The sequence below is a fragment of the Bacillus sp. TH13 genome (genome assembly GCF_016651175.1).
GTDB classification, from domain to species: Bacteria; Bacillota; Bacilli; order Bacillales; family Bacillaceae_G; genus Bacillus_A; species Bacillus_A thuringiensis_S.
The window spans coordinates 1,425,134-1,448,906 of sequence record NZ_JAEKEJ010000025.1 but is presented as its reverse complement, the minus strand read 5'-3'; the positions used below and the strand labels follow the sequence as shown (position 1 = coordinate 1,448,906).

Below are 23,773 nucleotides of genomic sequence, written 5' to 3'. Positions count from 1 at the left end.
AATTACCATGAAAAAAGGTATCAATCGTGTAGTATTAGTAGGAACAGGAGCTGTAGGTTGTAGTTACGCTTACTCAATGATCAACCAAGGTGTAGCTGAAGAATTCGTATTAGTAGATGTTAATGAAGCAAAAGCAGAAGGGGAAGCGATGGACTTAAGCCATGCGGTACCATTCTCTCCATCACCAACAAAAGTTTGGAGCGGTAGCTATGCAGATTGTAAAGATGCAGATTTAGTAGTCATCACTGCTGGGTTACCACAAAAGCCAGGTGAAACTCGTTTAGACTTAGTTGAGAAAAATACAAAGATCTTTAAACAAATCGTTCGCGGCATTATGGATAGCAGATTCGATGGAATCTTCTTAATCGCAACTAACCCAGTTGATATTTTAACTTACGTAACTTGGAAAGAATCTGGTTTACCGAAAGAGCGCGTAATCGGTTCTGGTACTACTTTAGACTCTGCTCGTTTCCGTTACATGTTAGGTGACTACTTAGATGTAGATCCACGTAACGTTCATGCTTACATCGTTGGTGAGCACGGTGACACTGAACTTCCAGTATGGAGCCACGCTACTATCGGTGTACAAAAACTAGAAACAATCTTAGCTAACAACGAACAGTACAAACAAGAAGACTTAGATAAAATCTTCGAAAATGTACGTGATGCAGCTTACCATATCATCGAACGTAAAGGTGCAACTTACTACGGAATCGGTATGTCACTACTTCGTGTAACTAAAGCGATCTTAAACAACGAGAACAGCGTATTAACTGTATCTGCATACCTTGAAGGTCAATATGGTGAGAAAGATGCTTACGTAGGTGTTCCAGCTGTTATTAACCGCGAAGGTGTACGTGAAATCGTAGAACTTGAGCTAAATGAAGAAGAAAAAGCGAAATTCGCTCATTCTGTAAAAGTATTAAAAGAAACTATGGCACCAGTACTATAATTAATTGCTAAATAATCCGGAAGTGGGGACCTGCTTCTTACTTCTGGATTTATATATAATTCAATATAAATTCCTTTTCCGGTTTCCCTTGTATATCCCCAATATACCCCTTTTGCTGGATAAGGGTCGTTTATAGAAAAAAGCACTCTACTTTACGTAGAGTGCTCTTTATTATTATTTTTTAGGCGTTAACCCCAATTTCTTTAAAATATCTGCCAGTGTACCGCTTTTTGATTTTTCTACAGGTGTTTGTGATTTAGATGCATCTGGCCCTTTTTTCAAGAAGTTCTTTTCAACGAAGCAAATATCTTTTTCGTCGACAATCCCATCTTTATTAAGATCTCCGTCTTTTACAGTTAGTCCTTTTTTACCATAGTTGCTAGTGATAATTTCAGCATCTTTAATATCGATTACTTTATCACCATTTACATCGCCGGCAAGGTTTTCGTCAGGTCTTGCATAATAATATTGGCCAAGCAGATTACCGTCTTTTTCAGTACCAAGTTTCGTTGTTAGGCGGCTTGAAATGAGTTACTTGATGTTTCTGAATCACTGAAATAGGCAAATACACCGCTGAATGTAAGGGATAAACCAAGTGAAGCAGTGACAACTCCAATTCCTACTTTTTGTTTTAATGACATAAGAAAGCCCCCCTAGTTAAATTTTTATAGCGACCGTTCGCAACAAGGATAAATAATTAAACATAGTAGTCCGCTATGAATTATAGTTACGAAAAATCGAAGTGCTTTATTGAGAACATGTATATGCTTATGAATTTTGCATTTCAATAAAATTGTGACAAAAAATGTTGAGAAACATTTTTTTATGACAGATTATTTTGTTTTAATTTTGATTGGAAAATAGCATGAAAAATAGGATAAACCTAATAAAATAAAGATTGAGAAAAAATAATAGACAGAAAAACAGAAGAATAATAAAGCGTTTTCAATGAATATTCGTCAAAATTCGATATTTTACACGGAAATGTGAGGAAAAACTAACGTTTTTAAGAAAAAAACGAATATTTTTTATAAATTAACAAGGATATTGCAGTTTTTCGCAGAAATAGTTAAAGTATAAAAAATTCTGTCATCTAAGTGAGGTGAGCATATTGAGTGTAATAAATTGTGAAGAAGTGAAACGAGATGAGTTTCATACAGAAAAGTACTATGAAAGTTATAACATCTTTGGCGCACATGTTGTGACGGAAGATGAGATTCAAGGGGTACGATTTACAGTGTGGGCTCCTCATGCGAAAGCAATGAGTGTTGTTGGAGATTTTAATGAGTGGGATTATGAGCAACATAAGATGCTACAAGTGACAGAAGAAGGCATTTGGTCCTTATTTATACCGCATATTGAAGAAGGAGAAATATATAAATATGCGATTAAAACGTTGACTGGTGACGTCATTTTAAAGGCAGATCCGTATGCTGTATATGCAGAAGTAAGACCGAATACGGCATCTGTAGTTTTTGATATAAAAGGATATGAATGGAATGATAAAAACTGGAATCGTAAGAAAAAGAAAAAATCGATTTATAAAGAAGCGATGACAGTTTATGAATTACATTTTGGTTCTTGGAAAAAGAAAGAAGATGGAACGCTGTACTCTTACAGGGAAATGGTTGAAGAGCTCATCCCGTATGTGGTGGAACATCAATTTACACATATTGAAATTATGCCGCTTGTTGAGCATCCATATGATCGTTCTTGGGGATATCAAGGAACGGGATATTATGCAGCGACGAGTAGATTTGGTACACCGCATGATTTAATGCATTTTGTCGATGAATGTCATAAATATGGAATCGGTGTCATTTTAGATTGGGTGCCGGGGCATTTTTGTAAAGATGCTCACGGTTTATATTTGTTTGATGGCACACCGACCTATGAATATAAAGATAAAGATGTACAAGAAAATCCAGTATGGGGAACTGTCAATTTTGATTTAGGAAAGAGAGAGGTACGTAATTTCTTAATTTCAAATGCGTTATTTTGGATGAGATATTTCCATATTGATGGTTTCAGAGTAGATGCAGTTGCGAACATGTTGTACTGGAATAAAGAAGGACAAGAGCAAAGTAATGAGCATGCTGTTTCATTTTTAAGAGAGTTAAATGAAGCAGTGTTTGCAGAGGATGAAGATTTTCTTATGACGGCAGAAGATTCAACAGCTTGGCCACTTGTAACAACTCCGACGTATGAAGGTGGGCTTGGATTCAATTACAAATGGAACATGGGCTGGATGAATGATGTGCTGAAATATATGGAGTGTGCGCCTGAATATAGGAAACACATTCATGAGAAAATGACGTTTTCTTTACTATATGCGTACTCTGAAAACTTCATATTACCGCTTTCTCATGATGAAGTCGTTCATGGGAAAAAGTCGTTATTAAATAAAATGCCAGGTGATTACTGGGATAAGTTTGCTCAGCTTCGTTTATTATATGGATATTTCTTTACTCACCCAGGAAAGAAGTTACTTTTCATGGGAGGAGAATTCGGACAGTTTGATGAGTGGAAAGATCTTGAAGATTTAGATTGGAATTTACATGATTTTGAAATGCATCGTTATATGCATGATTACTTTAATGAGCTCATAGCATTGTATAAGCGCTCAAAACCACTTTGGCAGCTTGACCATTCACCTGAAGGTTTTCAGTGGATTGATGCTAATAATAATGAGCAAAGTATTTTCTCTTTTATCCGCCAAGGGGATAAACAAGAAGATGCGTTAGTTGTCGTATGTAATTTTACGAAAGCTACATATGAAAACTATAAAGTAGGTGTACCAGATTTCGAGTATTATAACGAGATTTTAAACAGTGATGCACAGCAATATGGCGGTTCGGGGCAAGTGAATAAGAAACGTCTTAAGACGTTTCTAGAACCGTACCATAATCAAGCAGCACATGTAGAGATTACAATTCCACCATTTGGCGTATCCATATTACGACCAGTGAAGACGAGAAAGGGGAGCAAAAAACAAGATGGCTCAAAAACAAAAGTGCGTAGCGATGTTACTAGCAGGGGGAAAAGGTAGTCGTTTAAGTGCATTAACAAAAAATTTAGCCAAGCCAGCTGTTCCATTTGGTGGTAAATATCGCATTATTGATTTTACGCTAAGTAACTGTGCGAATTCTGGTATTGAAACGGTTGGGATTTTAACACAATATCAACCACTTGAACTTCATAATTATATCGGAATTGGAAATGCGTGGGATTTAGACCGAGTAAACGGTGGAGTCACAGTATTACCTCCTTATGCAGAGTCTTCAGGGGTGAAGTGGTATACAGGTACGGCAAGTGCCATTTATCAAAATTTAAACTATTTAAGTCAGTATGAACCGGAGTATGTTCTTATTTTATCAGGCGACCATATTTATAAAATGGATTACAGTAAGATGCTAGATTACCATATTGAGAAAGAATCGGACGTATCCATTTCTGTTATTGAAGTACCTTGGGATGAAGCGAGTCGCTTTGGCATTATGAATACAAATGAAGAGATGGAGATTGTTGAGTTTGAGGAGAAACCACAATTTCCAAGAAGTAATCTTGCATCAATGGGAATTTATATTTTTAACTGGGCAATCTTGAAAGAGTATTTAGAGATGGATGCAAGAAATCCTGAATCTAGTAATGATTTCGGAAAAGATGTACTTCCGCTTTTATTAGATGAAGGGAAGAAGCTAATGGCGTATCCATTTGAAGGATATTGGAAAGATGTTGGAACGGTGAAAAGCTTATGGGAAGCGAATATGGATTTACTTCGCGATGAAACATCGCTGAATTTAAACGATCGTAATTGGCGTATTTATTCTGTGAATCCAAATGAGCCACCTCAATATATTGCAGAAAAGGCAAAAGTAGAAGAATCGCTTATTAACGAAGGATGCGTCATTGAAGGGGACGTGAAGCATTCTGTGTTATTCCAAGGGGTGACGGTGGAAGAAGGTAGTATGGTTATTGATTCTGTCGTTATGCCAGGAGCAAAGATTGGTAAAAATGTTGTGATTGAAAGAGCGATTGTTGGATCAGAAATGGTTATCGAAGATGGCACAATCATTCGTCCAGAAAAGAATGTTGACGATGTAGTATTAATTGCTGAAGGGAAATAGAAAAGGGGGATGAAATGAATGGGAGAAAAAATGTTAGGAATTATTAATGCAACGGGAAGTTTTCCTTCCTTAAAGAAAGTAACAGGGCATCGTTCACTAGCGGCGTTACCGTTTGGGGGCCGTTATCGACTCATTGATTTCATGCTTTCAAATATGGTAAATTCTAGTATTCATAGTGTGGCAGTTTTTACAAGCCATAAAAACCGTTCGCTAATGGACCATGTTGGTTCAGGAAAACAGTGGGATTTAGATAGAAAAAGAGACGGACTATTTTTATTCCCGCCAAATTGCCAATGTGACCAAGATGAGTTTGGATCTTTTGCACACTTTAGAAGACATATTGATTATTTTCTAAGAAGCAGAGAAGAGTACGTTGTTATTACGAATAGCCATCTCGTAACAGCATTAAATTTTCAGGCGGTGTTAGAGCGACATATACATACGGCAGCTGATATTACGGAAGTTTGCCATGAAGGGGTTTCGCTTCAAACATACGTGTTGAAGAAACAATTATTGTTAGATTTATTTGAGTCATATAAAGATGTGGAGCAATATAGCTTATTCGATGTAGTGAGAGAAAAGCGCGGAAAATCATTGCATATTGCTACGTATGAGCATACAGGATATGTAGCTATTATTGATTCGATTGAAAGTTACTATAAACATAGCTTAGAAATTTTGCAACCTGCTATTTGGAAGCAATTATTTAAGAAAGAAGCACCAATCTTTACGAAAGTAAAAGATGAGCCACCAACTCGTTATTTAAAGGGTGCAGTCGTGAAAAATACAATGATTGCAAATGGCAGTATTATTGAAGGGGAAGTAGAAAACAGTGTTGTTTCCCGTTCAGTTAAAATTGGAAAAGGTTCAATTATTCGTAACAGTATTATTATGCAAAAGAGCCAAATTGGAGATAACTGTATAATAGACGGTGTTATTATTGATAAAGACGTGAAAATTGGCGACGGTGTCGTATTAAAAGGAAACACCGATGAGCCGTATGTTGTAGAAAAAGGAAGCGTACAAAACAGTACGATTAATAGTTATTCCTAAAGAATCAGTGGGGTTTTTTCCCCACTGATTAAAGTTTTAATTTAAATGAAAACTCGAAGGGAGGAAGCTGCAAGAGGAGTAATAAAAACTTTTCGCGCAGTGGGACAACAAGTGAATATTTTATTTGCAGTATCAGAATGTGTACCGTTTGTGAAATCGGGAGGATTAGCTGATGTAGCGGGTGCGCTCCCAAAAGAGCTGAAAAAATTAGGAGTGGACGTTCGTATTATACTTCCGAATTATAGTCTCATTCCGCAAAAGTTAAGAGATGGATGTACGTTACATAAAGTAATTAACGTCCCGCTTGGGTGGAGAAATCAATATTGTGGAATTTTAAAAGGTGAGCAAGACGGAATTACGTATTACCTAATAGATAATGAATATTATTTTAAGAGAGATTCTCTGTATGGTCATTATGATGATGGGGAGCGTTTTTCTTATTTCTCAAAAGCAGTGTTAGAGTGTATTCCGCATCTTGATTTTGAAGTGGATGTTCTTCATAGCCACGATTGGCATACAGCTATGGTGAATTTCTTACTACGTGAAAAGTATCAAGATAACTCATTATATGAGCGTATTAAAACGGTATATACGATTCACAACTTGCAGTTCCAAGGAGTATTTCCTCCTGAAGTGATGTACGACTTGTTAGAGCTTGGTGATGAATATTTTCATAGTGAGCAGCTAGAGTTTTATGGAAACATAAACTTTATGAAAGGCGGTATTATCGCTTCGGATCAAATTACAGCGGTGAGCCCGACGTATAAAGAAGAAATTCAATATGAATTTTTCGGTGAGAAGTTAGATGGATTACTGCGAAAATATAATGATAAGCTTAGCGGCATTGTAAATGGTATTGATACGAGCGTATATAATCCAGAAACCGATTCGTATATTAAGGCTCAGTATGATGCAGAGTCATTATATGAAAAGAGTGAAAATAAACGCGCTTTGCAGCGTTATTTTGGTTTGCCAGAAAAAGAGGATACACCAATTATTTCAATGGTAACGAGATTAACGAAGCAAAAAGGTCTTGATTTAGTACGCACTGTATTCCGCGAAATAATGGAAGAAGATGTACAATGTATTATTTTAGGTTCAGGTGATTCGGAATATGAGCAATTCTTTGAGTGGATGGCATATGAGTATCCGGAGAAGGTAAAAGTTTATATCGGATTTAATGAAGAATTAGCGCACCAAGTGTATGCGGGAAGCGATTTGTTTTTAATGCCATCGCTGTTTGAACCTTGTGGACTTGGACAACTTATCGCATTAGCGTATGGTACGATTCCAATTGTAAGAGAAACAGGTGGATTAAACGATACAGTACATTCTTATGATGAAGAAACAGGCGAAGGAAATGGTTTCAGTTTCACGAACTTTAATGCACATGACATGCTGCATACGGTTCACCGTGCAATTGAATTTTATCACGATAAACCAGTGTGGGAGCAGCTTGTAAAACAAGCGATGACTGAAGATTATAGCTGGGAGCAATCGGCTCTTGCTTATAAGGAATTGTATAAAAGTCTCATGGAATAACATGTAGGTGGTGAAAAAATGTTTACTCATGTTGAAAGTTTTAAATCAACTTTTCTAGAAAAGTTAGAGACGATGTATGGGAAAAGTTTCAAAGATTCTACAACTCGTGATCAATATAATACGCTCGGCCATATGGTACGTGAGTATATGAATAGTCAATGGATTGCAACGAACGAGAGTTATCGATCCGGAGAGCAAAAGCAAATGTATTACTTGTCTATTGAGTTTTTGCTTGGACGTTTGCTTGGAAGTAACATCTTGAATTTAGGTATTAGAGATGTATGCGAGCAGGGGTTATCTGAACTAGGGATTTCGTTACAAGAGTTAGAAGAAGTGGAAGCAGATGCAGGTCTTGGTAATGGTGGACTTGGACGCTTAGCAGCCTGTTTTCTTGATTCACTTGCATCTTTAAACTTACCAGGACACGGCTGTGGAATTCGTTATAAACATGGTTTGTTTGATCAGAAAATTGTCGATGGTTATCAAGTTGAATTTCCAGAACAGTGGCTTCTTCATGAAAACGTATGGGAAGTAAGAAGGCATGATCAAGCTGTAGAAGTAAGTTATTTTGGCAGTGTTGAACCGCTAGAAATTGACGGGCGTTTAGAGTTTAGGCATACAAATGCAGAAGTCATTATGGCGGTGCCATATGATGTGCCGGTAGTAGGCTATGAGACGAGTACTGTAAATACACTTAGACTTTGGAATGCTGAACCAGTTCCTTTCCCGCAAAACTGCAAAGATATTTTGAAATATAAGCGCGAAACAGAGGCTGTATCGGAGTTTTTATATCCAGATGATACGCATGATGAGGGGAAAATACTTCGTTTAAAACAACAGTATTTCCTAGTATCAGCAAGTTTACAAAATATCGTTCGAATGCATAGAGAAAGATATGGTGACCTTCGTCAACTACATGAAAAAATCGCGATTCACATTAACGATACACATCCGGTTTTAGCAATTCCAGAACTGATGCGTATTTTACTAGACGAAGAAAAGTTAACATGGGAAGAAGCTTGGCACATAACGACGCAGACGATTTCTTATACGAATCATACGACGTTATCAGAAGCGCTCGAAAAGTGGCCAATTCACATTTTTAAACCGTTATTACCGAGAATTTATATGATTATTGAAGAGATTAATGAACGTTTCTGTCATGAACTTTGGGAACGTTATCCTTATGAATGGCATCGCATTGAAGACATGGCAATTATTGCGCATGATCTTGTGAAAATGGCTCATTTAGCAATTGTCGGTAGCCATAGCGTAAACGGTGTAGCAAAAATTCATACGGAAATATTAAAACAGCGGGAAATGCGATTGTTTTATGAATTTTATCCAGATAAGTTTAATAATAAGACGAATGGAATTGCTCATAGGCGCTGGCTTATGAAAGCAAATCCACAGCTAACAAATCTCATTTCAGAGGCGATTGGAACAGAGTGGAAGAAAGAACCGATTAAGCTTCAATCGTTGCAAACAGTTCAATATGATGCTAGTTTCCAAGAGAAATTTGCAGAAGTAAAACAAGAGCGTAAAGAGATTTTAGCGGAGCGCATTCATAATACAATGGGGATTACGATTGATCCAAATTCTATTTTTGATGTGCAAGTGAAAAGACTACATGCTTACAAACGACAATTATTAAATGTTCTTCATATTTTATATTTGTATAACCGTTTGAAAGAGGATGCTAGTTTTACATTTTATCCGCGTACTTTTATTTTTGGAGCGAAAGCATCACCTGGCTATTATTACGCGAAAAAAATTATTAAATTAATAAATGAACTCGCAAGAAAAGTAAATAATGACCCGTACGTCAGTCAATATATGAAAGTTATCTTTCTAGAAAACTACCGAGTTTCTTTAGCGGAAGATATATTCCCGGCAGCGGATGTAAGTGAACAAATTTCAACGGCGAGTAAAGAAGCATCGGGAACAGGTAATATGAAATTTATGATGAATGGTGCAATTACACTCGGAACGCTAGACGGAGCTAACATTGAAATAAAAGACCGGGTCGGTGATGATAACTGTTTCATTTTCGGCTTAACAGCGGAAGAGGTTCTTCATTACTATCAAAATGGTGGATATCGTGCAAGTGATTATTATCACCACAATAGGCACATTAAAAAAGTAGTTGATCAATTAACAAATGGTTTCTTTGCACAATCGGGAGCTGAATTTGAAGCGATTTACGATTCTCTTGTTATTCAAAATGATGAATACTTCGTTCTGCGAGATTTTGGCCCATATGCTGAAAGACAAGAAGCTGTCGGTAGAGCTTATGAGAACCGAACAAAGTGGCTAGAAATGTCGATTTTAAATATTGCACAGTCTGGTCATTTTGCGAGTGATCGAACGATTTTGCAGTACAGCAATGAAATTTGGGGTATTGGTAATGCTGTTAAACAGTTTTAAAGAGGTTGCTACGTTGGGGGATATATTATCGATTTACCAACAAAAATGGATATTAATAAATAAAACGAGCTTACTTTTCTTAAGCTCGTTTTATTTATTTTGCTTAAGAAAGAAATGGAATAGTGGTATATATTATACCTGCCCCATCATACTCTCCTGTCGCAAAGTATGAAAATGTAAAGAAACCTGTGACCGTAAAAATTACAATAAGAAAAAGTGTGAAGATAAATTTTAACATGTAAGGTCCCCTCATCCAAAAATAACTTCATAGAGTATTATAGTATACGAATATTTTATTTCCAATTGTTTACTGGTTAAAAATGAGAAGTCAGACATGTTTTGTATGTTGTAATGGAATGATTATTTGTAATGGATTTTGTGTTTTTTGTAAATGTCATATTGTGATGGACGTGTGCATACTCCCAATCATGATCATTAAAATTTATGTTTCGGGGAGGGAGAAGTGGAACGACATCGAACAAGTTGACGAAACGAAAACTACTAGCTACTTGTAGTTTATAATAATTTCGAAAAGCGATATCTCCTACTTTTGGAGAAGCAAATGTATAAAGTCCATATTGTGCGAAGGCAGTATTTATACGCGCATCTAATATGTGTAATGTGGCAAGCGCACCACCTAGACTATGCCCAGTAGCTAGCAGTTTTTTATGTGCTGGCAATGATACGAGCATATCCATAATAGAATCACGGCAAGACTCATAAATAGAGAGAAAGCCGTGATGGACATTTCCTCCATTTAAAGCATAAGGATAAGGTTTTTGATTGACGAGAGAGTCAATAATCCAATCTGGGTCTGTTTGAGTGCCCCTAAAGGCAACGATAATTGTATCCTCAGATTCTAATATAAACCCGAACCATTCTGTTGTTTGAATGGCCTTTCCTTGAAAACCTTGTACATATTGAAAACCAGCTGGTATTTCGAAAATACCATTTTGTTTATATTGTTCATACGTTAACTCACAACAAGAAGCTAACAGTATGGCAGTGTCTTTATCAAAGGATAAAGGAGTACGCATTAAGGAAGCCCTCCTTAAGAAAAGGTATAGTTTAATATATGCAGTGAGGAACTTGATTCATTCTTTTGGAAAAAAGGCTTGAACCTACAGTTACGTGAGGGAGTATGATTTTTGTAAACATATTGTTAGGAGGAGTGTAAGATGAGCAAAAAGGAAGGCTGTTCAATTGGTGAGTTTTCAAAGAGAACAGGCACATCAATACGGACACTACAATATTACGATGAAATTGGACTACTTAAACCTGAAAAGAATGTTTGCTCTGGTCACCGTGTGTACAAAGGAAAAGATATATTAGATCTACAGAAAATAGTGAGTCTTAAAGTATTAGGATATAGCTTAGAAGAAATACGCGTTATGCTGAAAATGCCAAGTTTGAATGTAAATTTAAAAGAAACGTTGGAACAACAAAGAAAAGCCTTTGAAGAAAAGAGAAGACACATTGAAGTTTCGATAAAGGCGCTTGAACGAACAATGGTATGTCTTGAGGAAGATGAAGAGTTGGATAGTGACATATTAATGAGTCTAATTAACAGCATTCAAAAAGAAAACGAACAACGTTTATGGCTTGAAGGATATGTGTCAAAAGAATTGGCTGATGGATTATATAATAAGCCGGAAGAAGAGGGCATAGCACTTGATAAAGAGTTTGTGCGTTTAGCAAAAGAAGTGAAAAGGTTATTTGGAAGACAAATTGAGGATTCAGAAGTGCAAAAATTGGTTGATGAACATATGAAGGCGACTCTTAAGTATGTTGGTGAAGAGACAATGTATTCTTTAGGTAAATTAGAGAATGTAGAAGAACAATATAATAATATGATACCATCTCCTTACACGGAAGAAGAAGAGGCATGGCTTAATGAAGCGATGGAGTATTATATGATTCGAAATGGTATGTATAGCCCTCCGAAGTAAAAATAAAATGCCATATTCATAAACTTTAGAGAAATGCCTCCGATGTTTTTTTTGCATTGGAGGCATTTTTTTACTCTTTTCCATCTAAAAGGAAATCAAGTTCACCTAATATACTACCTTCAACAGTACTTTATAATGCTGGGCTTGTAAGAGGTTTGAAAAAATAGCCTGTATATATTTGAACGATGATTACCTATTTTCTTGTGTTTGTTCGCACTATATACCGAAAATTTCGGGAAACGAAACATATTATTTATCTGTTTGTTTTTGCTTTTTTTTCAAATACTCCGCACGCAATTGTTCAAGTTGCTGCTTTTTATCAAATTTGGCAGGCTTCTGTTTTTCATGAAACTTTGCCACAGCTACCTGACTTTTGGAATCTAATTGATATTTTCCCACTTTTTTCACCTACTTTTCTTGTGTTTAAAGAGAATCTATTCAACAAATATAATATACCTTATTTTACTGAAGTAAACCTTATTACTTTATTTTAACTGCTTTTTCTCGTTTGTAGACGTAAATTAAAACACCCTTTCACTGCATTACTGCAAGCAAGGGTGTTTTAATTGTAGTATTTTATTAGTCGATGGCCATGCCAACATAAGGGCCCTTTTTACTCTTTCCCATCCAATAAACGACCGATTCCACCTAATACACTACCTTCACCAGTACTTTGCGCTGCTGGGCTTGTAAGGCGTGCTGCTAATCGGCTAAGTGTTAAGGACTGAATCCAAACTGTTCCAGGACCTTCTAATGTTGCGAAGAATAAACCCTCACCGCCAAATAGAGCTGTTTTTACTTTTCCAACGAATTCGATATCATAGTTAATATCCTTTGTCATGGCAACGAGACAACCTGTATCAATGCGAAGTTTCTCACCAGGTTTTAATTCACGTTTATATACAGTTCCGCCTGCGTGCATGAAAGCGAGGCCATCACCTTCAAGTTTCTGCATGATGAAACCTTCACCACCGAAGAAACCAGTTCCTATTTTTTTTGTAAATTCAATTCCAATAGAAACACCTTTTGCGGCACAAAGAAAGGCATCTTTTTGACAAACGATTTTCCCTTGGTATTCTGTTAAATCTACAGGAATAATTTTACCAGGATAAGGAGCAGCAAATGAGACGTGGCGTTTGCCGTGCCCTGTATTTGTAAATACAGTCATAAACATGCTTTCACCTGTAACGAGACGTTTACCTGCTCCCATTAATTTTCCGAATAGACCGTTAGATGGGCCAGAACCATCACCGAAGATTGTCTCCATTTCGATGTAGTCTTCCATCATCATCATTGCGCCCGCTTCTGCGACAACGCTTTCCTTTGGATCTAATTCAATTTCAACAAATTGCATATCATCGCCATATAACTTATATTCGATTTCATGTGCTTGCATTTTTTCACCTCATAAATATGTAGTAATTATATTGTACAGAAGTTAAAAGAATTAGAACACTATAGTTTTGTTAATTTTCGAATAAAAATAGAATGAAAATTTAAGGTTATACTAGGATTATAAAAAATGATGGAATGAAAGTGTTCTCATTTGACGTTTTCGATATAGCATGATATAGTGAAAGCACTATTGAGCTACATAATGTGGTACGGAAATAAAGCACGTTGTATTAAAGGCTGTAAGCTTGTTATACATTCATGTCCTTTATATCCACCTTTTCATGTGGATTCATAGTTTCATTTTTATTTAGGAGGTACATGACATGCAAACAGGTAAAGTTAAATGGTTTAACGGCGAAAAAGGTTTTGGCTTCATCGAAGTTGAAGGCGGAGAAGACGTATTCGTACATTTCTCAGCTATCCAAGGCGACGGCTTCAAAACTTTAGAAGAAGGTCAAGAAGTTTCTTTCGAAATCGTTGAAGGAAACCGCGGACCACAAGCAGCTAACGTTACAAAAAACTAATTAGCTAGCGATAAAAAGCATTCCGATTTTCGGAATGCTTTTTTTATTCTTTGGAACTAGATTCATTTGAAGATAACTCGCCTTTGAAAGTGCGCTCTTCAAAGTCATCAAGCATTTGTTCATACTCTTCATGTTCTTCTGTGGCGAAAACTTGCGGATTTTTGCCATACATGTCTGTTCCTATAAAATTTTCAAAATCCTCTACATACCCAACATTTTCCTCGCTATTTACGTACATGCCATTATAGTTTTTGGAATCCTGTCTTTCTAAATCGGACGGTGTTTCTGATGTCCCGTAATTTGCGACATCTTGCCATGCATCTTCAGCATCGTATTCTACAGAATGATCTTCGTCGTGCTTGTGAAAAGAAGGAGCCAACACCTCTTCTTCAACTGGTCGCGTGTTCATATTTAATTTATTTGTAGTGTGCTGAATACACGTTGTAGCGGTTGGCATTGCCTCTAATCTTTCAAACGGAATTTTTTCACCAGATACTTCACAAATGCCGTACGTACCAGCTTCAATTTTTTGCAGAGCATGTTTTGTATCATCTAGTTGTTTATGCCAAAATTCGATGAGTCCGAAATCTTTTTCTCGTTCGTATAATTCTGTAGCCATATCACCTGGATGGTTGTCATAGCTAGACAGTTCTCCTACTGAATCGCGTTCAGAAGCACGATCTGTATTTTCATGAGTTTGTATCGTTTGCTCTAGTTCTTGTTTTTGTTTTTCTAAAATGGATTTAAATTGGCCTATTTGTTGTGGAGTTAACATAGTCGTCCACCTTCCTACAATTCAGTTTCTTTACATAGTATGAGCGTTGAGAGTAGGAATTATGAGATGAATTTCAGATATGAAAAAGGAGCCGCATAAGCAGCTCCTTTTATAGAAAATATCCAAGTAATAATCCGATTCCCATTAGGAAACCGAAGATTGTATTTGTTTTTGCTGTTGCAATCATCGCAGGTACCATTTCCATTGGAATGCTTTTGCCGATAAAGCCTTTCGTCGCTTTAAATGCTTTCGGTGCACTTAAAAATACGATAAGCATCCATGGTGATACGATGCCCACGATAATTAAAGCAATTGTCCAAATGTAGGAAACGATGAACATCGAAGCAAGTACACCAACAGCTCTTTCACGTCCCACGAGAATTGCTAACGTTTTACGACCGTTTTCTTTATCGCCATCCAAGTCACGAATATTATTAGCTAGTAAAATGGCACCAATTAAAATGGAGCTTGGAATAGATAGTAAAATGACTTCTGATGTTACAGTGCCAGTTTGAATAAAGAATGAAATCCCAATAATAATGACACCCATAAATAATCCGGCTGTCAACTCTCCAAATGGTGTATATGCAATTGGAAGTGGCCCACCTGTATAAAGATAAGCAACGGCCATACAAACAAGACCGATTGCAGCGAGCCACCAGCTAGAATTCATACAAATATAAACACCTAATAGTATTGCGATCCCGAAAAATCCAAATGCTAAGTTAAGCACCGTTTTTGGTTGAATGCCATCGCGAACGATAGCGCCGCCGATACCAACTGAACCTTCGTGATCGAGTCCTCTTTTATAATCAAAGTATTCATTAAACATGTTTGTTGCTGCTTGAATGAGAAGACAAGCAAGAAGCATCATAAGGAAAAGAGGAAGATGTATTTGATTTATACCTCCGACTTGCATCGCATAGGCTGTTCCGATGAAAACAGGAACGAAAGCTGCTGTTAATGTATGAGGACGTAGTAAACTCCACCAAATGCGCCAGCCTGTTTGCTTACTTGGCTTTGGCGCCGTAGGAGAGGAATTCGTTTCGACGTTCATTTCCATGTTGAATCCTCCTTTGGTCACATATTGTACACAACTAAGTGTAGAAAAAGCATCATTTAGTGTCAACGTTTATTTTCTAGGAAGAGAAGGTGAATTTCTCAGAAATGCTAAACGTTGACAGGCCTTTCGTTTGAGGTGTATCTTAAAATCAAGCGTAATTATGACTATTTTTCGCCCATAGGGGGGAGACAATTGTGATTCAAACGAAACAAATAGGCTTGCAAGAAGCTCTTAGTGCAGCCATTAAGCGTGCAACTGATGAAAAAATATTGGTTAGCTTCGTAAAACAAATAGACTGGATGGATCCGCTTCTGTTTTATGCAGCAGGAAAAAGGATTGCATTCGAAAATAGATGTTATTTTGCAGACCCAGTTCAGCATGTAATATTTTCTGGAATTGGCTCTGTTTTCACTATAGCAACTGCTTCTCACAAACGCTTTCAAACTGCTCGTGACGAGTGGGATAAAGTAAAAGAGAAAGCATTTGTACAAAGAGAAAAATACGAATTTGGAACAGGTCCTCTTTTATTTGGTGGATTTTCATTTGACCAAGAAAAAGAGAAAACGGACTTATGGAAAGAATTTGATGATACGACATTTTCACTACCAGCATTTTTATTAACTGTAAAAAATGAAAAAGCATGGTTAACAATGAATACATTCGTTTCAGCAACAGATTGTGCAGAAACTCTTTATAACGAAATTGTTTCTTTAGAAGAGAAAATTTTTGGGGAGAGTAAATGTGCATTAGAAGGATCGAAATTAACAGTTACTTCTAAAGTAGAAGTGGATCCGAAAGGCTGGATGGAGGCCATTGAGAAAGTACAAGATGAAATGAAGCTGGGGAACGTGCAGAAGGTTGTATTAGCGAGGGAGTTAAAAGTAGAGATGGATCATCATATTGATTCTGCTCTTGTCTTAGAAGCACTTCGTATTGGGCAACCGGATTGTTACGTATTTTCTTTTGATTATAAAGGAGCATGTTTCTTAGGAGCGACGCCAGAGAGGTTAATTCGCAAAGAAGATGAGAAGTTTACTTCGATGTGTCTTGCTGGTTCAACTGGCCATGGTCAATCTATAGAAGAAAGTAAGCGAAATAGTAATGCGCTTCTTCATGATGAAAAGAATTTAGCTGAACACGGTTATGTTGTGAACATGATTAGGTCGGTATTAAATGAGCACTGCGAATCCGTTAATATTCCGGAAAGGCCGGGCTTATTAACAACGAAAAACTTAATTCATTTATATACGCCTGTAGAGGCAAAAGGCGATGCGAGTCTTTTAACAATGGTAGAAGAATTACATCCAACACCAGCTCTTGGCGGGACACCTCGTTTGGAAGCGATGAAACTGATTCGTGATGTTGAATTGTTAGACAGAGGATTATATGGCGCACCGATTGGCTGGATAGATGATGAAGGAAATGGTGAGTTTGCGGTTGCACTCCGCTGCGGGTTATTAAATGGCGAGAAAGCATCCTTATTTGCCGGTTGCGGGATTGTAATTGATTCTGTACCGCAACTTGAATATGAAGAAACAAGTTTGAAGTTTAGACCGATGCTTGGTGCTTTGGAGGAATTAATGAAATGAACAATCATATAGAAGCATTATCATATTATTTAGGCGCGTTCGTGGATGAACTGACGCGTCTAAATGTATGTGATGTTGTCATTAGTCCAGGCTCACGGTCAACGCCGATTGCTCTACTAATGGAACAACATGAAGGAATGAACACATATTTACATGTAGATGAAAGATCTGCAGGATTTTTTGCGCTCGGTATCGCAAAAGCGAAAAAACGTCCTGTTGCATTATTGTGTACATCAGGAACGGCAGCAGCTAATTACTATCCAGCTGTATGTGAAGCTTTTCATTCAAGAGTGCCGCTTATCGTCTTAACGGCAGATAGACCGCATGAATTAAGAGATGTCGGTGCACCACAAGCGATGAATCAATTCAATTTATACGGTACATTTGTGAAGCAATTTACAGAGATGGCTCTTCCAGAAGCGAGTGAAGCGATGTATCATTACGCTCGCATGACAACGCAGCGTATGATAGCGAGTGCTTGTTTAGCGCCGCAAGGACCTGTTCATCTTAATTTTCCAGTACGCGAACCGCTTATCCCGGATTTCTCATTAGAAGATTTATGGGATAAAGGACGCGGGGAATATACAGGAGTAGTTCAGCAAGGGAACGTGACGATGCCGAGTGAATATGTAGATTCGCTTGTAGGGCGCCTTTCGCATATGGAGAAGGGGCTTATTATTTGTGGAGACGATAGTCATTCAGAACTCGCAGCATTTGCGGCAGAATTAGCTGAAAAAACTGGATATCCAATATTGGCAGATCCGCTTTCTAATATTCGTAGCGGACATCACGATAAAACGATGGTAATCGACTGTTATGACACATTTCTACGAAATGAACAGTTAAAAGAAACGTGGAAACCGGACGTTTTAATTCGCTTTGGTGGTATGCCTGTTTCCAAATCATTAACACAGTTCATAAAAAAACAAACGAAAGCAGTTCATATCGTTGTTGATGAATCTGGACAATGGAGAGATCCAGCTCTCGTTGCGACAGAAGTTGTCCAAGCAAGTGATATTGTATTTTGCAGTACACTAATAGAAAAAATGCCAGTTATGAAAAAGAATGATTGGTTCGGAATGTGGAAACATATAAACGAAAAAACGAAGGAAACGCTTCGTGAAATGGAGACATATGATACTGCATTTGAAGGGAAAGTCATTACGGATATTGTCCGCGTATTACCAGAAGGAGCAACGTTATTTGCAAGTAATAGTATGCCAATTCGTGATACGGATTCATTCTTCTTCACATCGGATAAAAATATTCAAGTGATGGCAAACCGCGGTGTAAATGGGATTGACGGAATCATTTCGACAGCTTTAGGAGCGAGCATTATTTGCGATCCGCTCGTATTAATTATTGGTGATTTATCATTTTATCACGATTTAAATGGGCTGTTAGCAGCGAAATTACATGAATTAAATATAATAATTGTCGTTGTAAATAATGATGGCGGGGGTATTTTCTCATTCTTACCACAGTATGAGAAAAAGGAACATTTCGAATCATTATTTGGAACACCAATTGGTCTTGATTATGAACACGTTGTTAAAATGTACGGTGGTTCATTTAGCCGTGTAAATGGTTGGGAAAGCTTCCGAGAAGAGGTACAAAAAGGAACGACTACAGAAGGTTTACACGTTGTGGAAATTTGTACGAACCGTGATGAAAACTTAATATTGCACCGGACATTATGGGCAAAAACGATGGACGTGATTACTACATCTTTACAAGGTGAATCAAAATGAACGTAACGCTGCAAGGTGTATCGTATGAATATGAAGTAGTCGGAAGCGGGGAACCACTTCTACTTCTTCATGGTTTTACGGGAAGTATGGAAACGTGGCGTTCTTTTATTCCTTCATGGAGCGAGCAGTTTCAAGTTATTGTAGTAGATCTTGTTGGGCATGGAAAAACAGAAAGTCCCGAAGATGTGACGCATTATGATATTCGAAATGCGGCAGTGCAAATGAAAGAGCTACTAGACTATCTTCATATTGAAAAAGCGCACATACTCGGCTATTCAATGGGTGGTAGACTAGCGATTACGTTGGCTTGTTTATATCCAGAGTATGTACATTCTCTTTTATTAGAAAATTGTACAGCTGGGCTCGAAAATGAAGCGGATAGAAAAGAACGTCGTGAAAAAGATGATCGACTTGCCGATAAAATTGAGCGAGAAGGCATAGAAAGTTTTGTATCCATGTGGGAAAATATTCCGCTTTTTGAAACGCAAAAACGTTTAGCAGAAAACGTACAAGAAGCAGTGCGAAAAGAGCGACTTGCTAACAATCCAAAAGGACTTGCAAATAGCTTGCGCGGCATGGGAACAGGGGCTCAGCCTTCATGGTGGAAAGAGCTACATAACTTGAAAATACCTGTTCTTTTAATGAACGGAGAATATGATGAAAAGTTCTTTCGCATATTAAAAAACATTGAAAAAAGCGTCTCGAACGCGAAATTTGTCAAAATTGATGGTGCTGGCCATGCAATTCATGTGGAACAACCGGAAAAGTTTGATACAATAGTAAAGGGATTTCTAAAAACTATGCAGTGATGCTTTTTTCAGCAAGAAGGAAGTCACACTTATAGATGAGATCAGACATACACAAGGAGGTAGTTGTAATGGCTATTGAATGGGTAAAAGAAGGCAATTACGAAGATATTATTTATTCAACATACAATGGTATCGCAAAAATTTCGATTAACCGTCCTGAAGTACATAACGCATTCCGTCCAAAAACGGTAATGGAGTTAATCAACGCTTTTGCACATGCTCGTGATGATGCAAATGTTGGCGTTATCATTTTAACAGGTGAAGGTGGACGTGCATTCTGTTCTGGCGGCGACCAAAAAGTTCGCGGTCATGGTGGATATGTAGGTGACGACCAAATCCCACGTCTAAACGTATTAGACTTACAACGTCTAATTCGCGCAATTCCTAAACCAGTTATCGCAATGGTAGCAGGTTATGCAATCGGTGGTGGACATGTACTTCATATCGTATGTGACTTAACAATCGCTGCAGACAACGCTGTATTCGGACAAACAGGTCCTAAAGTAGGAAGCTTTGACGGTGGATACGGAGCTGGTTACTTAGCTCGTATGGTAGGCCACAAGAAAGCTCGTGAAATTTGGTACCTATGCCGTCAATATAGTGCTGGGGAAGCGCTTGATATGGGCTTAGTAAACACAGTAGTACCATTAGAAGAGCTTGAAGCAGAAACAGTACAATGGGCACAAGAAATCTTAGCAAACAGCCCAATGGCACTTCGTTTCCTAAAAGCTGCATTCAACGCAGACACAGACGGTCTAGCTGGTATTCAACAACTAGCTGGAGATGCAACGTTATTGTACTACACAACTGACGAAGCAAAAGAAGGTCGCGACGCGTTCAAAGAAAAACGCAGTCCGGACTTCGGTCAATTCCCTCGTTTCCCTTGATGAAACCAAAAGCGAAAGCGGCTTGCTTAGAACAAAAGGGCGTTGGAACTCCTGACGTAGAGGCGCTTTTTGCCTCGTAGGAAGGCGTGAAACGACCGACTGTTCTAGCCGCTGTAGCTAGATGAGATCAACCGGAAACAAAACAACTAAGAGACTTGATGTCATATCAGGTCTCTTTCTTTCATGAAAGGAGAATGAGTAATGGAGACGATGCCTAATTGGTTAATACAGCGTGCATTTTTAACACCAGATCGCACTGCAATTGAAATAGAGGAAGAGAAAGTTACTTTCGTGCAGCTACATGAAAAAGTAGTATCTGTTTGTGAGCACCTCACGCATGTTGGAGTGAAGCGAGGGCAAAAGGTGGCTGTTCTGATGAAAAATGGTATGGAGATGATTACAGTTATTCACGCCCTATCTTACGTAGGTGCAGTAGCTGTACTTCTAAATACACGTCTTTCAAGAGAAGAGCTACTTTGGCAAATGGATGATGCTGAAGTTGTTTGTTTAGTGACGGATCAACAGTTTGATGCTAATGATGTTCCTGTATATTCATTTGCTGAAGTGATGCATGGACTGAAGGTAGAAGCCTCTATACAAGAAGAATTTTCTTTAGAAGAAGCGATGACAATTATTTATACGTCTGGGACGACAGGAAAACCGAAAGGCGTTATTTTAACGTACGGAAATCATTGGGCAAGCGCGGTTGGTTCTTCGCTTAATTTAGGTCTTCGTGATGATGATTGTTGGTTAGCTTGTATGCCGATGTTCCATGTTGGTGGGCTATCTCTTTTAATGAAAAATATTATGTACGGTATGCGCATTTTACTCGTTCCGAAATATGATGCTGATTTTATTCACAACGCACTTCAAACGAGGGACGTTACGATTATTTCTGTCGTATCAAAAATGTTAACAGATTTATTAGAGAGACTTGGAGAAGGGACATATCCAGCTTCTTTACGATGCATGTTACTTGGCGGAGGACCCGCGCCGAAACCGCTATTAGAAACGTGTGTGGAAAAAGGAATCCCTGTGTATCAAACGTATGGTATGACAGAAACGTCTTCTCAAATTTGTACGTTATCAGCAGATTACATGTTAACGAAAGTTGGCTCGGCTGGAAAACCATTATTCCAGTGCCAACTTCGTATTGAAAAAGACGGCGTAGTAGTGCCGCCACATGCGGAAGGCGAAATTGTAGTAAAAGGACCGAACGTAACAGGCGGTTATTTTAACCGTGAAGATGCGACGCGTGAGACAATTCAAAACGGATGGCTTCATACGGGTGACCTCGGTTATCTAGATGAAGAAGGATTTTTATACGTATTAGACCGCCGCAGCGATTTAATTATTTCTGGCGGAGAGAATATATACCCAGCTCAAATTGAAGAAGTGTTACTCTCTCATCCGGCAATAGCGGAAGCCGGTGTTGTTGGTATGTCTGATGATAAATGGGGACAAGTACCAGCTGCTTTTGTTGTGAAAAGCGGGGCGGTAACAGAAGAAGAAATTCTTCATTTTTGCGAGGAGAAATTAGCGAAATATAAAGTGCCGAGGAAAGCATGTTTCTTAGAGGAATTACCACGTAACGCTTCGAAAAAATTGTTAAGACGAGAGTTAAGACAATTAGTGGAGGAGATGTAGTGGAAATAAAAAAAGCGAAACTGTATATAACGGAAATGCCACTCGTAATCCCGTTTGCTGCGAGCTACGGGACTTACGAAAAGCGTGAGAGTATTGTTATTGAATTAGAGGATACAGACGGGTACATTGGATTTGGGGAAGTCGTTGCATTTTCTGAACCGTGGTATACGGAAGAAACGGTGAAGACAGCACTACATGTACTGCAAGACTTTTTGTTACCTGATTTATTAAAGGCTGAAATTTCTCATCCGAATGAGGTGCCGAGTTTGTTTCAACATATCAAAAGAAACCGGATGGCGAAGGCTGGAATAGAAGGGGCTGTTTGGGGTTTATATGCGAAGCGTCAAAAGAAATCGCTAGCGACAGTTCTTGGCGGAACTAGCACTGAAATTGAAGTCGGCGTTGTAATAGGGATCAATACAATTCCGGTTATGTTAAAACAAATAGAGAAGTACGCGGAAGAAGGATACGAGCGTTTTAAAGTGAAAATAAAGCCAGAGCATGATTACGAATTATTGAAAGAGATTCGTAAAGAGTTTCCGCATATCCCGCTAATGGCAGATGCGAATTCAGCGTATACATTAGCGGATACGGAGAGGCTGAAACGACTAGATGAATTCCAATTAATGATGATTGAACAACCGTTAGCGGATTACGATTTTCTTGATCATGCACAGTTGCAAAAGAAAATTGAAACGCCGATTTGTTTAGATGAAAGTATTCATAGTTTTGAAGACGTGCGCGTTGCGATCACGCTTGGCAGCTGCCAAATTGTGAACATTAAACCAGGGCGAGTGGGCGGATTAACAGAATCTATTCAAATCCATAATTATTGCATGGAGCATAATATCCCTGTTTGGTGCGGCGGTATGGTAGAGATGGGGATTTCACGAGCGCAAAATGTCGCTCTTGCCTCATTGCCTAACTTTACGATTCCAGGCGATATATCTGCTTCTAGTAGACATTGGGAGAGGGATATTATTTCACCGGAAGTGATGCTTGGGGGTGGGAAAGTAATGGTGCCGCAAAGTGTTGAAGCTGAGTATGAAGTAGATCGTGGAAGGCTGACGGAAATCACGAAGCAGCGAATTGTTTTTGAACGGTAAAGGAGAGCTTCCTTAGGCTGCCCGCAAATAGCGAGAGGATTTTGTCGTTAATTGTCGGTAAGTCGATATATTTCAATAATCGCTGATATAATTTGAGTTACGGTCGATATAATTGAAAAATCGCTGATATAATTTTATTTACCAAGGTTACTTTAACGAGTAGCCTTTTCGTATTGT

At 38.1% G+C, this 23,773-nt stretch carries 19 protein-coding genes and 2 pseudogenes; 14 read left to right on the top strand and 7 right to left on the bottom strand.

From position 1 onward, the window contains the following. The first annotated feature begins 7 nt into the window (after positions 1–7). Positions 8–952 carry an L-lactate dehydrogenase gene (locus JFU02_RS15770; protein ID WP_201071277.1) on the top strand — a complete coding sequence of 315 codons (945 nt, stop codon included), beginning with the start codon at positions 8–10 and terminating at the stop codon, positions 950–952. Between the two features lie 174 nt (positions 953–1,126). Here the strand turns inward: JFU02_RS15770 and JFU02_RS15765 are convergent. Both JFU02_RS15765 and JFU02_RS15760 read right to left on the bottom strand, forming a co-directional pair. Beyond that, a pseudogene (locus tag JFU02_RS15765) lies at positions 1,127–1,480 on the bottom strand (dockerin type I domain-containing protein); the annotation flags it as partial. After that, positions 1,471–1,593 (bottom strand): annotated as a pseudogene (locus JFU02_RS15760) (TasA family protein); the annotation flags it as partial. The pseudogenes JFU02_RS15765 and JFU02_RS15760, both read right to left, overlap by 10 nt. 470 nt (positions 1,594–2,063) lie before the next feature. Here JFU02_RS15760 and glgB point away from each other — a divergent pair. From glgB to glgP, 5 genes are all read left to right on the top strand, one after another. Next, positions 2,064–4,001 carry a 1,4-alpha-glucan branching protein GlgB gene (glgB, locus tag JFU02_RS15755; RefSeq protein WP_000111406.1) on the top strand — a complete coding sequence of 646 codons (1,938 nt, stop codon included), beginning with the start codon at positions 2,064–2,066 and terminating at the stop codon, positions 3,999–4,001. Continuing rightward, positions 3,949–5,079 carry a glucose-1-phosphate adenylyltransferase gene (glgC, locus tag JFU02_RS15750; RefSeq protein WP_000057602.1) on the top strand — a complete coding sequence of 377 codons (1,131 nt, stop codon included), beginning with the start codon at positions 3,949–3,951 and terminating at the stop codon, positions 5,077–5,079. Before glgB ends, glgC begins: the two co-directional genes overlap by 53 nt. Before the next feature lie 18 nt (positions 5,080–5,097). Next, positions 5,098–6,132 (top strand): glucose-1-phosphate adenylyltransferase subunit GlgD, encoded by a 1,035-nt coding sequence (gene glgD, locus JFU02_RS15745; RefSeq protein ID WP_000504165.1) that lies wholly within the window; start codon positions 5,098–5,100, stop codon positions 6,130–6,132. Positions 6,133–6,243: 111 nt separating this feature from the next. Next, the gene (gene glgA, locus JFU02_RS15740; RefSeq protein ID WP_042973442.1) at positions 6,244–7,674 is read left to right on the top strand and encodes a glycogen synthase GlgA; all 1,431 of its coding nucleotides are present in this window, start codon (positions 6,244–6,246) and stop codon (positions 7,672–7,674) included. 18 nt (positions 7,675–7,692) lie between these two features. After that, positions 7,693–10,101 (top strand): glycogen phosphorylase, encoded by a 2,409-nt coding sequence (gene glgP / locus JFU02_RS15735; RefSeq protein WP_000494103.1) that lies wholly within the window; start codon positions 7,693–7,695, stop codon positions 10,099–10,101. 314 nt (positions 10,102–10,415) lie between these two features. Here glgP and JFU02_RS15730 read toward each other — a convergent pair whose 3' ends face one another. After that, entirely contained in the window at positions 10,416–11,138 is a 723-nt protein-coding gene (locus JFU02_RS15730) for a lipase family protein (RefSeq protein ID WP_061667093.1), read from the bottom strand. 141 nt (positions 11,139–11,279) lie between these two features. On the opposite strand from JFU02_RS15730, the gene JFU02_RS15725 reads away from it, so the two are divergent. Continuing rightward, positions 11,280–12,050, top strand: a complete 771-nt coding sequence (locus JFU02_RS15725; protein ID WP_061667094.1) for a MerR family transcriptional regulator — start codon at positions 11,280–11,282, stop codon at positions 12,048–12,050. A 249-nt stretch (positions 12,051–12,299) separates the two neighbouring features. Here the strand turns inward: JFU02_RS15725 and JFU02_RS15720 are convergent, their stop codons facing one another. Then, positions 12,300–12,449: a hypothetical protein gene (locus tag JFU02_RS15720; protein ID WP_000521642.1), complete on the bottom strand. Its 150-nt coding sequence runs from the start codon at positions 12,447–12,449 to the stop codon at positions 12,300–12,302. A gap of 214 nt (positions 12,450–12,663) precedes the next feature. Then, on the bottom strand, positions 12,664–13,446 hold the full coding sequence (locus JFU02_RS15715; protein WP_001147843.1) for a TIGR00266 family protein: 783 nt from the start codon (positions 13,444–13,446) through the stop codon (positions 12,664–12,666). 322 nt (positions 13,447–13,768) lie between these two features. Between JFU02_RS15715 and cspD the strand changes: the two genes are divergently transcribed. Next, positions 13,769–13,969, top strand: coding sequence for a cold-shock protein CspD (gene cspD / locus JFU02_RS15710; protein WP_001193052.1), 201 nt, complete (start codon positions 13,769–13,771; stop codon positions 13,967–13,969). Between the two features lie 43 nt (positions 13,970–14,012). On the opposite strand, the gene JFU02_RS15705 is transcribed toward cspD, so the two are convergent. Further along, positions 14,013–14,744 carry a yteA family sporulation protein gene (locus tag JFU02_RS15705; RefSeq protein WP_201071263.1) on the bottom strand — a complete coding sequence of 244 codons (732 nt, stop codon included), beginning with the start codon at positions 14,742–14,744 and terminating at the stop codon, positions 14,013–14,015. Between the two features lie 109 nt (positions 14,745–14,853). Further along, positions 14,854–15,807, bottom strand: coding sequence for a 1,4-dihydroxy-2-naphthoate polyprenyltransferase (locus JFU02_RS15700; protein ID WP_000425752.1), 954 nt, complete (start codon positions 15,805–15,807; stop codon positions 14,854–14,856). 194 nt (positions 15,808–16,001) lie between these two features. Here JFU02_RS15700 and JFU02_RS15695 point away from each other — a divergent pair, with 194 nt between their 5' ends. The 6 genes from JFU02_RS15695 (at position 16,002) to menC (ending at position 23,596) form a co-directional block, all read left to right on the top strand. Next, entirely contained in the window at positions 16,002–17,396 is a 1,395-nt protein-coding gene (locus JFU02_RS15695; protein WP_061667095.1) for an isochorismate synthase, read from the top strand. Beyond that, positions 17,393–19,147 carry a 2-succinyl-5-enolpyruvyl-6-hydroxy-3-cyclohexene-1-carboxylic-acid synthase gene (gene menD / locus JFU02_RS15690; protein WP_201071261.1) on the top strand — a complete coding sequence of 585 codons (1,755 nt, stop codon included), beginning with the start codon at positions 17,393–17,395 and terminating at the stop codon, positions 19,145–19,147. Before JFU02_RS15695 ends, menD begins: the two co-directional genes overlap by 4 nt. Next, complete coding sequence (gene menH / locus JFU02_RS15685; protein WP_061667096.1) at positions 19,144–19,956, top strand: 2-succinyl-6-hydroxy-2,4-cyclohexadiene-1-carboxylate synthase; 813 nt, start codon at positions 19,144–19,146, stop codon at positions 19,954–19,956. The genes menD and menH overlap by 4 nt, the downstream gene beginning before the upstream one ends. A gap of 68 nt (positions 19,957–20,024) precedes the next feature. Continuing rightward, the gene (menB, locus tag JFU02_RS15680; RefSeq protein WP_000963887.1) at positions 20,025–20,843 is read left to right on the top strand and encodes a 1,4-dihydroxy-2-naphthoyl-CoA synthase; all 819 of its coding nucleotides are present in this window, start codon (positions 20,025–20,027) and stop codon (positions 20,841–20,843) included. A 201-nt stretch (positions 20,844–21,044) separates the two neighbouring features. Further along, on the top strand, positions 21,045–22,490 hold the full coding sequence (locus JFU02_RS15675; RefSeq protein ID WP_000449532.1) for an o-succinylbenzoate--CoA ligase: 1,446 nt from the start codon (positions 21,045–21,047) through the stop codon (positions 22,488–22,490). Beyond that, the gene (gene menC, locus JFU02_RS15670; protein WP_000403259.1) at positions 22,490–23,596 is read left to right on the top strand and encodes an o-succinylbenzoate synthase; all 1,107 of its coding nucleotides are present in this window, start codon (positions 22,490–22,492) and stop codon (positions 23,594–23,596) included. Before JFU02_RS15675 ends, menC begins: the two co-directional genes overlap by 1 nt. The last annotated feature ends 177 nt before the right edge of the window (positions 23,597–23,773 follow it).

Excerpts from the sequence above, each read along its gene's own strand:
- JFU02_RS15770 (WP_201071277.1), top strand. The coding sequence starts at position 8 with ATGAAAAAAGGTATCAATCGTGTAGTATTAGTAGGAACAGGAGCTGTA.
- glgC (WP_000057602.1), top strand. The coding sequence starts at position 3,949 with ATGGCTCAAAAACAAAAGTGCGTAGCGATGTTACTAGCAGGGGGAAAA.
- glgD (WP_000504165.1), top strand. The coding sequence starts at position 5,098 with ATGGGAGAAAAAATGTTAGGAATTATTAATGCAACGGGAAGTTTTCCT.
- glgP (WP_000494103.1), top strand. The coding sequence starts at position 7,693 with ATGTTTACTCATGTTGAAAGTTTTAAATCAACTTTTCTAGAAAAGTTA.
- JFU02_RS15730 (WP_061667093.1), bottom strand. The coding sequence starts at position 11,138 with ATGCGTACTCCTTTATCCTTTGATAAAGACACTGCCATACTGTTAGCT.
- JFU02_RS15725 (WP_061667094.1), top strand. The coding sequence starts at position 11,280 with ATGAGCAAAAAGGAAGGCTGTTCAATTGGTGAGTTTTCAAAGAGAACA.
- JFU02_RS15715 (WP_001147843.1), bottom strand. The coding sequence starts at position 13,446 with ATGCAAGCACATGAAATCGAATATAAGTTATATGGCGATGATATGCAA.
- cspD (WP_001193052.1), top strand. The coding sequence starts at position 13,769 with ATGCAAACAGGTAAAGTTAAATGGTTTAACGGCGAAAAAGGTTTTGGC.
- JFU02_RS15705 (WP_201071263.1), bottom strand. The coding sequence starts at position 14,744 with ATGTTAACTCCACAACAAATAGGCCAATTTAAATCCATTTTAGAAAAA.
- JFU02_RS15700 (WP_000425752.1), bottom strand. The coding sequence starts at position 15,807 with ATGGAAATGAACGTCGAAACGAATTCCTCTCCTACGGCGCCAAAGCCA.
- menD (WP_201071261.1), top strand. The coding sequence starts at position 17,393 with ATGAACAATCATATAGAAGCATTATCATATTATTTAGGCGCGTTCGTG.
- menH (WP_061667096.1), top strand. The coding sequence starts at position 19,144 with ATGAACGTAACGCTGCAAGGTGTATCGTATGAATATGAAGTAGTCGGA.
- menB (WP_000963887.1), top strand. The coding sequence starts at position 20,025 with ATGGCTATTGAATGGGTAAAAGAAGGCAATTACGAAGATATTATTTAT.
- JFU02_RS15675 (WP_000449532.1), top strand. The coding sequence starts at position 21,045 with ATGGAGACGATGCCTAATTGGTTAATACAGCGTGCATTTTTAACACCA.